12 protein-coding genes and 1 pseudogene are annotated in these 13948 nt (G+C 26.5%); 2 read left to right on the top strand and 11 right to left on the bottom strand.

What is annotated here, in order from left to right; translation table 11 throughout:
- From CHF27_RS10995 to CHF27_RS10975, 4 genes and pseudogenes are all read right to left on the bottom strand, one after another.
- Nucleotides 1-311, bottom strand: a pseudogene (locus CHF27_RS10995) (hypothetical protein); the annotation flags it as partial.
- 559 nt (nucleotides 312-870) lie between these two features.
- A complete protein-coding gene (locus CHF27_RS10985) occupies nucleotides 871-1107 on the bottom strand; it encodes a hypothetical protein (RefSeq protein WP_095405285.1) in 237 nt (78 codons plus the stop codon).
- The gene (locus CHF27_RS10980; RefSeq protein WP_095405286.1) at nucleotides 1094-1423 is read right to left on the bottom strand and encodes a hypothetical protein; all 330 of its coding nucleotides are present in this window, start codon (nucleotides 1421-1423) and stop codon (nucleotides 1094-1096) included. Before CHF27_RS10980 ends, CHF27_RS10985 begins: the two co-directional genes overlap by 14 nt.
- 144 nt (nucleotides 1424-1567) lie before the next feature.
- Complete coding sequence (locus CHF27_RS10975; protein ID WP_095405287.1) at nucleotides 1568-3175, bottom strand: hypothetical protein; 1608 nt, start codon at nucleotides 3173-3175, stop codon at nucleotides 1568-1570.
- A gap of 297 nt (nucleotides 3176-3472) precedes the next feature.
- On the opposite strand from CHF27_RS10975, the gene CHF27_RS10970 reads away from it, so the two are divergent.
- Entirely contained in the window at nucleotides 3473-3892 is a 420-nt protein-coding gene (locus CHF27_RS10970; RefSeq protein ID WP_095405288.1) for a YjdF family protein, read from the top strand.
- Between the two features lie 819 nt (nucleotides 3893-4711).
- The gene (locus CHF27_RS10965) at nucleotides 4712-5971 is read left to right on the top strand and encodes a RidA family protein (protein WP_095405289.1); all 1260 of its coding nucleotides are present in this window, start codon (nucleotides 4712-4714) and stop codon (nucleotides 5969-5971) included.
- A 177-nt stretch (nucleotides 5972-6148) separates the two neighbouring features.
- Here the strand turns inward: CHF27_RS10965 and CHF27_RS10960 are convergent, their stop codons facing one another.
- The 7 genes from CHF27_RS10960 to CHF27_RS10930 all read right to left on the bottom strand — a co-directional run bounded on the left by CHF27_RS10960 (nucleotide 6149) and on the right by CHF27_RS10930 (nucleotide 13923).
- Nucleotides 6149-6904 (bottom strand): recombinase family protein, encoded by a 756-nt coding sequence (locus CHF27_RS10960; protein ID WP_115976176.1) that lies wholly within the window; start codon nucleotides 6902-6904, stop codon nucleotides 6149-6151.
- A 503-nt stretch (nucleotides 6905-7407) separates the two neighbouring features.
- Nucleotides 7408-8247: an Rpn family recombination-promoting nuclease/putative transposase gene (locus CHF27_RS10955; protein WP_095405291.1), complete on the bottom strand. Its 840-nt coding sequence runs from the start codon at nucleotides 8245-8247 to the stop codon at nucleotides 7408-7410.
- A 264-nt stretch (nucleotides 8248-8511) separates the two neighbouring features.
- Nucleotides 8512-8853: a hypothetical protein gene (locus tag CHF27_RS10950; RefSeq protein WP_330409789.1), complete on the bottom strand. Its 342-nt coding sequence runs from the start codon at nucleotides 8851-8853 to the stop codon at nucleotides 8512-8514.
- A 27-nt stretch (nucleotides 8854-8880) separates the two neighbouring features.
- Nucleotides 8881-9345, bottom strand: coding sequence for a replication initiation protein (locus CHF27_RS10945; RefSeq protein ID WP_330409788.1), 465 nt, complete (start codon nucleotides 9343-9345; stop codon nucleotides 8881-8883).
- 409 nt (nucleotides 9346-9754) lie between these two features.
- The gene (locus CHF27_RS10940) at nucleotides 9755-11095 is read right to left on the bottom strand and encodes a hypothetical protein (protein WP_095405293.1); all 1341 of its coding nucleotides are present in this window, start codon (nucleotides 11093-11095) and stop codon (nucleotides 9755-9757) included.
- Between the two features lie 95 nt (nucleotides 11096-11190).
- Nucleotides 11191-12366: a restriction endonuclease subunit S gene (locus CHF27_RS10935; protein ID WP_095405294.1), complete on the bottom strand. Its 1176-nt coding sequence runs from the start codon at nucleotides 12364-12366 to the stop codon at nucleotides 11191-11193.
- Nucleotides 12367-12381: 15 nt separating this feature from the next.
- Nucleotides 12382-13923, bottom strand: coding sequence for a type I restriction-modification system subunit M (locus CHF27_RS10930; protein ID WP_095405295.1), 1542 nt, complete (start codon nucleotides 13921-13923; stop codon nucleotides 12382-12384).
- Between the last annotated feature and the right edge of the window lie 25 nt (nucleotides 13924-13948).

Below are 13948 nucleotides of genomic sequence, written 5' to 3'. Positions count from 1 at the left end.
TTCTTATTATAGAAAGCAACTAATCCTGCATCACAATTTAAAATTTCATCTTTACGATCTCGAAGATCTTGATTTGAATTTGCTCCAAATTCTTTGAGATATTCTAAATTTTGGTCAATAACCTTATCTCTAATTTTTGTTAATTGTTGAATACTTAAATCCTTTAGATTTTCAGACTTAGCAATTTCATTATTAATAGCAGTTTCTTGTGTATTACAATTAGTATTTTTATCAGCAAATACTAATTGAACTATTAATAAAGATAAAATTATCATTAAGATAATTGGACTTATTTTTTTCTTATTTAACATATAATCCCCCTTTTATATATAAATTAAAAATATTTATATATTATATAAATATAATAATGCTTAAAAAAAGGATAACAATACAAATAAGGTGAGTCAATAACTTTATCCATTTATTACCAGTTTATTATTTTTTAATACCTCGAACGACTAAATTAAGGTATTAACAGGCAAATCTGAATTAAATGAAATAATATTAGATTTTTTTGAGATAGATAGTAAATTAAAAAAGGAAGTTATTGTTTTAAATGATAAATATTATAAAATGCAGTTACACATGTTTTTTTCTTTTTTTTATTATATCTAAGTTTTATTTTAGTGGCAGTATAACCTATAAGTGATACAATTCCAATAAAAGGACAAGCTATACATATTGGATAACCTATGGATTTAAGTTTTTCATCTGCATAAGACTGATGATGCACTACATTACCATGTTTATCTAATACATTTTTGCCTCCTAATCCTATAACATTTGATAGTTTTTTAGATCCTTTTAACTCTTACTAAAAAACAAGTTTAAAGCTTATATTCAAAAAAGACATCTTAATAAATAAGATGCCTACGATTTATAATATTCAATTAAAAGCCATGGAAAACCTAATACAACAATTAATACATACATTCCATCAATATAAATTATGCTTGTAATTAGTCCTATTAATATATAACCGGCACTAAGAGAATTAATGATTTTTCTATCATTTTCTTTAGGCTTTTTTACAAGTTTTAAAATAGGATTTCTAAGTATAAATATTATAATGCCATATAAAGCATATAATAAATTATAATATAGCAAAGTATCTCTCCATATCATTCTTATATTGCATAAAACTCCATATACTATTTGTTAAAGTCCAGCTTTTCATATTAATAGAATATTTTAATTTAGAGTATAAATGCGTCATACTTATTATAGAAGACGATCTACGCACTCTATTGTGATCATTATTTTCGGTACCTTTTATTATTTCATCTTGCATAACTATTGCATTTTCTTTAATTACAAGTCTTACTGGTGTTGGATTTATAGCATTAACAGTATTAAATATAGGCGTTGCCATACTAACTCCTATCAATGATAATGTTATTGCTTTACTATCTTTTATCTTCATAATATGTTTCTCCCTCAACTATACAGTTACATATTGAACAGTTTATTACTATCTTTTTCTTATTATATCAATAACTATCTAAAAATTTTGTCGAAAATTCAGATTGACTGATGTAATGTATTTAAGGAACTATACTAATTTACATTAGTTCATTTTAAAAGATGATTTAAACAAAGCTATATTTATTATTAAAATAACTATTATATAGATATTAACTGCTAAGGGACTAATAAGTGAAATAAGAAAGTGAATACCTGCCATAATAATTATTAAAACAAAAATTAAATAATTTTCTACTATTCCCTCATTTTTCTTAAGTAAATTAATTTGAAGAGAAAATGGCATATCTTTTTTAAGCATTTTAAATGTAATTATAGTTATAAGTATTGAAACTAAAAATATAACTACTAGATGTTGTATTATGTTTACTTTGAAAAAACACATAAAAATTATACTTTGAATTAAATAAATAGGTATTATTATATTAGCTAAGCAAGCTTTAATAGCTGCCTTATGTACAGCCATTTTATTTTTTATATGTATTGTTTTATATATATATGATGCGTTGTAATTTTCAGAATACTTTAATGCTATTATTATTGTGGGAATCATCATTAAACAAATATATAAAAATAGAAATATATATGAATTTATATTGTTTGGATGTCTATCTAAACTGAAAAAAAGAGGAAATATATTATATTTAACTCCAATAAGTGGATATACTCTTAATTTAAAATTTCTATCATTTCTAATTATTTTAGAAACAAAATTAAAAAATATTCTTTCTTCTTTATCTTTACATATAATCTTACTCAATTTCATTGTTAGATTATACTTTCTTTTAGTTTTACTTAAACTCTCATTATTAAGTTTTTGAAGTTTTTTTTCAAATACTGGTGTAAGTTTTATATATATTAAAACTGATATTACAGGTACAACTAAAGCTAATAAAGAAAGTATCAATAATACTTCATTTTTATTTCCTGTTGCTATTATTTCAAGTGGAGCTGCAAACCAAAAAGGTGGTAAAAGATAACTTATTACATCTAAATTGATATTTTCAAATACATTTATACTTTTAGATAGATTCGTTACGACTATATAAGCTAAACTAAATAATATTGTAACCCCTATTTGTATAATACTAATTGCATCTTTAAGCTTTTCTCCATCAAATATTTTTAATACTATTAGATAGGCTAGTCCAGATATAATTATCATAAAAATATCTATAAGTATTATTTCTATTAAGAATACTAATAAAAATACTACTCCATACTTTGTTGATGCAATTAATGAAAATCCGCTTAATATTATGCTTATATTTATCATATATATCATAATATGGCTTATTTTAGATGCATTCAATGTTTTTAGACTTATACCCCTAGTAGCTAAAATCTCGTTATCTTTAACATCTAATATTACAGATGAAAAATCTGAAATAAATGTTGTAAGCATAAGAAATATAAACATTGAAAAGTATATAGCCATTGAGACAAAAGTATTTTTATTCATTAATATAATAATCATCATAAAGAAACCAATAACTGCATATATTATTTGCATTATTTTATATTGATTTGAAGATTTTTGAATTTGTTGATTATTTAATAAGTTATATGTTTTTCTGGAATCTATAGTTAGCTTTATACTTAATATTAACCTCATATCATCATAATCTACACCTAATTTTTCATATAAAAACCTAAATTTATCAAGTATCTTTAGTGAAATAAAATTTTTCATAGTCTACACCTCTTTTTTATTTATCGTTTCCCTGGATATGTATTATCCAAATTATACCATATTGTTCATTTTTTCTTCATATGTTTTGATTTTAATCATACCAAATAGATTTAAATAAGTTTTATTCTAAAACGCTTTAAATATCTTCGGTACAATAAATATAAAAAAATGATATAATAGATTCGAAAGATAAAAACACAGTTTCGGTTGGTAGTCCGAACCTATTTATAAAATAGCAGTAACCTGCCCTCCTGGGTTGTCCATTCTTTTGTAATAAAATTACAGGAGGAATTATTTATGAAACAAAGTAGTTGCAAATTAACAGTATTATTTCAAAATCCATTTTGGATTGGTATTTTTGAAGATGAATATGAAAAAGAATACAATGTTGCAAAAATAGTTTTAGGATCAGAACCTACAGAAGTTCAATTATATGAATTTATATTAAAGAATTATAATGAGATTTCATTTAAAAAAGCTGAATCTCAAATATTATCGACTCAAAAGAAAGTCAATTACAAGAGATTACAAAGAGAAGTAAAAAAACAACAAAATGAAAAAGGTATAGGAACAAAAGCTCAAAATGCTATGAAAATTCAACACGAAGCAGCCAAAGTTGAACGAATTAAGAAAAGAAAAGAAAGAAAAGAAGCAGAACGTGATAGAATGTACGAATTAAAACAAATGAAGAAAAAAGAAAAACATAAAGGCCATTAATAAAAAAACTATTCGAAAAAAACACATTTAAAGATATCTAGTAAAAATGCCATTAGAATCCATTTATTTGGACTCTAATGGCATTAATTTTATCTCAAATAATAAGTGAAATTTAACGACTACTTACCCAATATTCATACTTTTAAGTACACTAAAAAGAACTTAGAAAATTAAGTTCTGAATTTTGACCAATTTGAATTAATCTGAATATTAAACTGAAAAAAATTTAAGATATCAATAGCTGTTTTCTTATATTTTTTCCTTGATTTTATTCCAGAAAATATATCTACTCTCATAAAAAATGAACTTGACAAAATCTCATATGGTAGTTGTATTTTTATTGATGAAAGATAGCCTATTTTGATACTTGGGTGTCAAATAATAAATCATATTTATATGCTAATCAAAGACTACATAAAAGTAGCGTTTGTAGGTAAAAATTATAAACTCTAAAAACTTGAAAATACTTACAGTCATACTAAAATTATATTTGGGATAAAATAAGTTTAAGGCTTACTTATTGATTAATCATCAAAGTATGTAAGTGCATATTTGCCGAGGTATGAGAAAACCCAAAACTTAAGCAAAAACCAAGCAAATATAAAAAATTAGCATAGAAAGTCAAATTAAAAGATTATCGTCAGTAGTAGTATTGACCAAGAAAACATTTACCTCTTAGGTGGTGGGACTTTAAAATAATAAAAATAATACCTATTGACATTAGAGCTAGTCCAAGGTATATTATTTACAAGTTAGATGAATTTTAATGATTCTATCAATAAATATTACAATAAACATTACAATAAGGAGAATACAATCATGAACACAGTAGTAGCAAGAAATACAGAAAATGCACCAAAAAGTTCTCTATATTCACAAACTGTAGCTTTTTCTCATTACAATAATCTTTCAGCTCAATTACCTATAGATCCAAAATCAGGTAAAATGGTAGCTGGTGGTATAAAAGAGCAAGCTGAACAATGCTTTAAAAATATTAAGGCAATTGTAGAAAGTATCGACCATGTTATGAGCGATATTGTTAGAATCACTGTATTCGTTAAGAATATCAAAGATGTTGACGCTGTAGAAGAAGTTTATAAAACATTCTTCCCAACTTATGTTCCTTCAAAAACAGTAGTTGCAGTTGCAGCTTTACCTATGGATGCTTTAGTGCAAGTTGAAGCACTTGTTTCAAATGGTGAAGGTACAATACCAAACGCACCACAAGCAGGAGACCTTATAAAGCTTACAAATAACACTGCAAATGCGCCAACATGTACTTTATCTACACAAACTGTAGCTTTTTCTCATTACAATAATATTTCAGCTCAATTACCTATAGATCCAAAAACTGGTAGAGTAATAGATGGTGATGTAAAAGAGCAGACTGGACAGTGCTTAAAGAATATCAAGGCAATTTTAGAAAGTATCGACGTTCCTTTTGATGATATCGTTAAGGTAAACATTTTCCTTAAAGATATGTCAGATATTGAAGCAGTAAACGAAGTTTATAAAACATTCTTCCCAGACTCAGCTATAGCTAGAGCAGTAGCATATGTTCCTGCACGTACAATAGTTGCAGCTTCAGCTTTACCTATGGGTGCTTTAGTACAAATTGAAGCAGTTGTGTCACACGGAGATGGTACACCTCCACAAGCTGTTGAAGACAGACATGGACTTATAATAGAAGCAAACAATACTAAAAATGCGCCAATATGTCCGCTATCTACACAAACTGTAGCTTTTTCTCATTACAATAATCTTTCAGCTCAATTACCTTTAGACCCAAAAACTGGTGAAATGGTAGCTGGTGGTGTAAAAGAGCAAGCTGGACAGTGTTTAGAAAATATCAAGGCAATTATAGAAAGTGTTGACCACGTTATGGAAGATGTAGTTAAGGTAAATATTTTCCTTAAAAATATAGAAGATATTGATGCTGTAGACGAAGTTTACGCAACATTCTTCCCAGGTGGTGTTCCTGCAAGAAGAACAGTTGGAGTATCAGCTTTACCTAAAGATGCTTTAATCCAAATAGATGCAATTGTAGCAAATGCGGAAGGTACACCTCCAATAGCATAATAGGCATTTGTTTGTAAATACAGTAACTATCAAAGTTACTTGTTAATGTCGACTATGAATGCGAAATCGCATATGCTAATAATAAAGAAAGGGAGCGGAAAAGGTTTTTAGCTCCCTTTTTTTTAATGCTATAAATTAAAAATATCTAGAGAATACCAAGTAGATAAATCTACTAGTCTATAAAATGCAGTTATTAACTTTATTCCACATATACTTTGATACTATAGGATCTATTTTAAATTCTATTTCATTCTTTTCTTTTTTCCCATTATACTCGAATATTCCAATATAATTTTTATTTTTCAAAATATAATCAACCTTTTGCTTTGAAAAACCATACTTATTACCTATCTTAGCTAATGAAAGACCCTTTGACCTTAATTTAAATATATCTTTTACAATCTTTGCTTCTTTTAGGTCCACGATAAATTCACCATTTTTATTAATTTTATAGCCCAATGCTGGTTTACCTCCAACAAATTTATTTTCATTAAGCCTTGCTATTCTTCCATTTCTAGTTCTTTCATTAATAACAGCCCTCTCAAATTCTGAAAAACTTCCAAGCATTTGTAAAAATAGCATACCTTGTGGGTTTGAGGTGTCAAAGAGTTCTGTAACGCTTACTAATGCTACTTCATATTCTTGTAGTTCATAAATCATAGCTAATAAATTATATAAACTTCTATGTATTCTATCATTTTTATAAACAACTATCATATCTACATCATTCTCTTTAACGAAATTAATCATTTCATAGTACTCTGGTCTATCTGTAGATTTACCAGACTTTGCTTTATCTATAAAAATTTTATCTACTACTATATCATGAAGTTTACAATACATTTTTATTTTATCTTCTTGATCTTTTAATGAAGTATTATCTACTTGCATTAAAGTAGAAATTCTACAATAACCTACTGCTCTTTTTTTCATTTCATCCTCCAATTTTTTAAAATAATAATAAATATTTATATTTTCATAATTTTGTAGTGATAATTTTATTTTGCAAAAATTATGATTAGTAAAAATATAAGATTAATTAATTGTATTTAAAATATTTTATATATTTTTAATTTTGTGGCAATATTTTTATTTCATAAAATTATGATTAATAAAAATATAAAATTAATTAAGTATGTTTGAAATATTTTTTATATTTTTAATTTTGTAGTTAATTCACAATGAAATTTTTTATAAAATAGTCAAGTTTGCCGGCTCAAACTTGACTTTTTTATAAAAACTTATATCATTAATCTCGGTATTTCCAATGCATTAAATGTATATATTATTAGTTTTTTTTCGATTTTTATATAATTTATTTTAATTTATTTATTAAAGTTTGTCGAGTATGTAAAATTATCAACTATCCCATTCATTTTTAAACAACAAAATAAGGAGAATAATTAATCCTCCTTATTTACTTCTTTACCATACATTTAGTTAATATCATTCCTTAGCTTTTTTATATCCTCTATACTCAGGCCTGTTTTTAATGATATAGTTTCATTATCTAATATATCTAATAAGTTTCTTGCTATTTCCATTGCCTTTTTTCTCTGGCCTTTTTCCTCAGCATTTTTTAAAGCACTAACTTTATTTAAAAGAGATTCTTTTCTTCGCTCATATAATTCTCTTTCTTTTGAACTAGAACTTATTCTAAGTAATTCATACTTAGCATCTTTTATTTCTTCTTTAGACAATTCTAGTTTTTCAATTACTTTACTCTCTGGATTTTTTATAAATGTAGTCCATATTTCTAACATATTAGAAATATCTTCATCCTCTGATACTCCTTTATACTTTGGAAGCTCTATAAAATGCAGCTCTTGTATATCTGTTAATTCTTCATTTGTTTCAACTTCTTTTAATCTATAGAAGTTATGGAATCTATCATTTTTTAAACATTTAAAATCTAATATATTTATACAAACAGTTCTTGCAAGCTTGTCATAATCATCACCTTCTATAATTTGACTCTCATACATCTTGCTCCAATAATACATAGATCTCTTTACCATGTTGTATTCATTTTTAACTTGTATCTCTATATTTATATGTTCTTTGTTATTTGTAGTTGCTTTTATATCTAACCTAGAATATTTATCATCTATATGCTCTTTGTCTATGTCTGTATTTAATATCTTAACTGATGTTATAACATCCTTTTGATTTAGTACTGCATTTAAGAATGATATTAATATATTTGGGTGTTGTTCATTTCCAAATATTTTTTTAAATACAAAATCTACTTTGGGGCTTAATAATCCATAGCTCATTCTTATCACTCCTATCTTTTATCTATATTTTATCACAAACCATTTATATGTATTGAAAAATAACATCCTTTTCAGTAGGAAAATACACAGATGTCCCTCCAAATTCTCTAACTTACGTGTAAAAATCGGCCACTTAATTTTGAACATATTGTAATCACTTGGTTATAGCGATTTTTTAATTTTTATATAATCTATTCTAATTTATTTATCAAAGTTTGTCGAATATATAAAAATACAAAAAATAAAATGAAGAACTCATGTCCTTCATTTTACTATATATATTACTACATAATATTTCTTATTGTTTCTATCTCTTCTATTGATAACTTCCTTTTTAGTTTGATGATTAAGTAGTACTTCATAAGTCCTAAATCTCATTAGATCTTCTACACCTTTATTAGTTATTTGAAACTCAAAGTGTATATAACTATCATCTTCCATTAAGAATGTATAGTCCATATACATATTCTTACTTTCTAAAACAACCAATTCCGTTGGACCATTTTCTTTTACTTTTTTATCTATTCCAAAGAACTTAAGACCTTCTTGTGCAAAAATATCCATTGCTCTTTTCATTATAAAATCTTCATAATTTGGCTTTTTCATTAGTTCACCGGCTTTAACTCAATTATATCACCAATGCATATCCATTTCTTTTTTGTGCTTTATATCCTCTTTTTCCTCAATTTTATACTCAACAATCTTATTATCCAAAGTAACTGCAACTTCTTCAATTACTTCACTTGGTATTGCTTTTGTAGTATCATCCTTAGTAAAATACTTCCTTTTGTCCAAATCTTTTACAATAAAGTCTATAGAATCAACTTTTCTACCTACTTTATTTTCTTTTATATCTATTTCAAAGCAACCAATACCAACTAATGCTTTTATTGCAGGTAATATAACTCTACGCTTAAAAGTATTGTAATCTCCATATTTGCCCTCTAAGCTAAGATACATCTTTAACTCATCTACGGAGTATGTAATAATACTCTTTGTACCAGACCATAAACGAAGTAGATCATATAGTCTTTGAGCATAATAATTTCCAAGTCCAAATAATACAGCTAAATTATTAGGTGTGTATCCACTTTCCAAATAATTTTGTATTAAACTATAAATCTTTTCTGATGATTCAATATGGAAAGTCTTAGATTTTACATCATACTCAAAACCATTTATAAACCCGTACTCTCCCCATGATATATCACCTTATATATTTTACTCCGTCAAATAAAATAATCTGTATGTTTTAGTGTTTCCCAAGTGACGGTTTTAGTTTCCTATCTGACGGTTTTAAAAGACTTAACACTAGTAATTTCAATAGTTTAACATAGGTCTAAATACTATTAAATATTTTTTTAAATAATAGTAAAGACTAGTAAAGGTCATTTTTTTGTTCTTTTCTATCCTATTTTCATACAAAAAAATAAATCATTAATTTGTCCCATTAAAAAAAGACAGATTTCTCTGTCTTTATGATATATTTTGTTTAATATCTATAAACCTATATACTAGTTTGTCTTCTATATGAATCCATTTCATAATAACTTTTTGTATTTTTACAACTTAAAATATAATCAATAACATCTTTATGTAACTTTTTATTACTTGAAATAGCTAATTCTTTAAATATATCAATAGTTTCACTAAAGTTTAATATTATATATCTGTCATTCTTACAATTTTTAATTATAATCTCATTAAACTCCTTATTAACATCCTCTAGTTCAAATTCTTTTTTAATTATTATATCTTCAATAGAGTTAAGTATTGTATTTATTGTAACTTCGCTTCTTATCTTTGAATTTCTAAATACCTTATCTAAACTTATCTCCTCCAGTGGCTCTTCTCCAAAAACTAAACTTCCATAATTAAATGCAAAATCACTGTATTTATAATCTACAATAGCATATCTTTTATTACCCATATCTATTTGATAGTATATATCCCTTGCATACTCATAAGCTCTTATTATCTTCATGTTATGGTCTATTAAATGCTTATTAAAATCACCAATTATAGACTTTATAAATTTAATATCTTTTACTCTAAATATATTTCTCTCAGATACAAATCCATCTTCCTCTAAATCAGGTATACATCTATCATCATAACCTACACTTCTATATATACCTTTAGTTACAATGAACTTGTTTACTTTATTTTTATCTATATATTCAATTATTTTATTTTTTTCAACTCTAATTTTAGGTAGAATATCTTTTATCCTGTTTATTATTTTTATCTTTTCATTGCTATCTAAATTAGAATCTATGTACTTTGTATGTAAATCAACAGCTTCACTTTTTAGTACTACAAACTTATTAATAACTTTATTTTTTATAATAATTGGGCTTTTTTCTATGAATAGGTCTAATTCTTGAAATGTCTTTTCGATATTATTAATTGATTTATTAATCTCTGCTCTTCTTCTTATTATTTCTCTTTCACTTAAAATCTTCTCAAGCTCTTTTTTATCAAGTATTCCAAAGTACGTTACACATGTACTTCCTACAATCAATCTATTGTTATTTATCTTATTTTTTATATAACATATATTTTTAATTTTAGTATTACATATCTGACAACGAGTAATATTTTTTAATTCTTTTGCAGATTCTAATGTTCGGTCTTTATCAACCTCCCATTCTTGTGGAGCTTTATTACTAATTGCATTGAATATTTTACTATTAAACAAGTTTCTGACTTCTTTATCTAATGTATGAAGTTCAGAAGAATCCATATCAGGTGTAGTTTCTAGAAATGATTTTAACTTAGGATAATCTTTTAATATATCACTTTTTAATAGTAAGTTTCTTTGACTTAAAGTGACTAGCTTGGACATTTTATCATCCCCCTAATGATTTGTATGAAATTTACTACACCATATTTAATATATAGTGTAGTAAATTATTTTTTCTATTATATCATAATTATTATTTAAACGAACATCTGCTGTAATAATCCTTTCTTATACTCATTTAAATAATCTAACTTCTCTTGCTCTTTTTTAAGCTTATTTTCAAGAACATACAAATATTTAGAAATTTTTATTTGCTCATTTAAAGTTGGAACATACACTTTTATATCTTTTACTTGTCCACCTGTTATTAGAGGTTGACCCGAACCAAACACAAGTCTACTCAAGTTATATTGATTCAACTTATAATATAAAAATCTACAATCTATTACCTCATTACATTTAACGGCTAGCGTATTATCTGATATTCCACAAGGTTCATTAATTATATTAACAGTTCCAGCATTAGCACCTACTCTAGCTATTAAAATATGTTCACCTTCATACTCTTTGTTTTCTGTATATCCAATAACACCCATAGAACCATAAACTTTATATCTTCCTTCTTCATTTTTAGATTTAGTTTTTCCTGAAGATATATACTTTAATAAATCTCCAAGCTTCTTTTCTTCCCACTCAGGGTAATCTCTACCATCATCATCCTTAAACCTTAACACCCTGCTAAAAATCTTTTGCATCATTCCGGTCTTATAATCCTTAAGAGCCTCAACCTTCTCACCTTGAAGAGAAATTTTATCATCAATTAAAGAAAAGAAAGAAGCTATTTTTTCTTGTTCTTCTAGCTTCGGACTATATACATAGAATTCTTCCATATTTTTAGTACTTACATTAGCTTGATTTCCTGTTCCTCCAACTGATGATTCAAAAAATTGATCTAAAAAGAACTTATCAAGTACTGTATATTTTAAAAACCTATCATCTGATATATTTTCTTTATTTCTTATTAGCCCTAGTCTTTGATTTAATAATAGGTTCTTTTCATCTGATATCCTATATGAATATCCAAAATCTTTCTTCCCTACTGTTCCTGTCAAAGTAATTATTATGTCACCTGACTTCAATAAATATTGTTCTTCTTTTTCTGTTATTTCTTTTTTATAACTTGGAGATCTATCAAGTAATAATTGATTTTGATATAAATTTCCCATCTTTATAACCTGATATTTATCTTTATAGTTCGAAAATTCTTTACTCTTGAAAGCATAACCACCTTTAATCGAAGCTATTTCAGACAATCTTTTTTTATTCCAATCTCCACTAAACTCCTTAAATCTAAGCTTCGGTGTCTTATTCATATCATCCACCTCCCCTTACAATCCAAGCTCTTTTAAATAAACTGCTAACTTATTATCAATACTATCTATTTCTTTATCAATCTTATCTATTCTTGCACTAACAACAGCTAGATCTATTGATTCTTCTTCTTCAAAAGTATCAACATATCTTGGTATATTTAAGTTGTAATCATTATCGACAATCTCATCCATTGAGGCTACATAACTGTATTTATCTATAGTTTCTCTCTTTACATAAGTCTCAACTATCTTCTCAACATGAGCATCAGTTAAATTATTTTGATTCTTCCCTTTTTCAAACTCATTAGAAGCATCTATAAATAAAATATCATTGTTTTCTCTACACTTTTTAAACACTAATATAGTTGTTGGTATACTTGTACCAAAGAAGATATTAGCAGGAAGCCCTATAACAGCGTCTAATACGTTTCTTTCCTCTATTAAACACTTTCTTATTACTCCTTCTGCTGCACCTCTGAAAAGAACACCATGAGGAAGTACTACTGCCATTGTTCCTTTATCATCTAGTTGATGAATCATATGCGCCACAAATGCAAAATCTGCTTTTGACTTTGGTGCAAGTTTACCATAATCACTAAATCTTTCATCATCTAAAAACTTAGAATCTGCACTCCAATTCGCAGAATACGGAGGATTTGCGACAATCGCTTCAAATTTCATATTTTCATGTTGAGGATGCTCTAATGTATCATCATTTTTTATATCAAAGTTTGTATAGTCTACATCATGAAGTAGCATATTCATACGAGCTAAATTGTAAGTTGTTGATGTAAGTTCTTGTCCGTAGAACTTTCTAACATTAGCTTCTTTTGATACACGAAGTAATAGAGAACCAGAACCACAAGTTGGGTCATAAACATCTTTTAAGTCAGCTTTTCCAACCGTTACAATCTTTGCTAATATTTTTGAAACTTGTTGTGGAGTATAGAACTCTCCTGCTTTTTTACCTGCATTTGCAGCGAATTGAGATATTAAATATTCATAAGCATCTCCAAGTACATCTATTTCAGAATCTTCATGTGCAAAGTCTATTTCTGCAATGTTTGCCATTACTTTAGCTATAAGTTTTGAACGGCTTTTTACGTCTCTTCCTAGCTTTGTAGACGCTAAGTCCATATCGTCAAATAAATGGTCAAAGTCATCTTGGCTATCTGCTCCTAATGTAGATTCTGTTATATCATTTATTGCACCTTGAAGCATTTCTATATCAAACTTACCATCTTCTATTGCTTTAAGTAATGTTGAGAATAAAAATTCTGGCTCTATAAAGTATCCTAATTGCTCTAAGAACTCTTCTTGTAAACCTTCTCTATATTCTTCATCAGCCCAAGCATCACGATAGCTTATATTATCTTCTGATAATAAGTCTTTTGCTCTATTTTCAACCTTTTCACTAAGGTATCTATAGAATATTAATCCAAGTATATAATTTTTAAATTCATTGGCTTCCATATTCCCTCTTAAATCATTTGCTATAGCCCATATCCTTGTGTGTAATTCTCTTTGTTGTTCTTGTTGTTTTTCACTTGTTTGCATTGTATTTCTCCTTAAATCTGTTTAT

This window comes from Romboutsia maritimum, assembly GCF_002251085.2.
In the GTDB taxonomy this organism is placed as follows: Bacteria; Bacillota; Clostridia; order Peptostreptococcales; family Peptostreptococcaceae; genus Romboutsia_B; species Romboutsia_B maritimum.
This window is presented reverse-complemented; position numbering and strand designations above follow the sequence as displayed.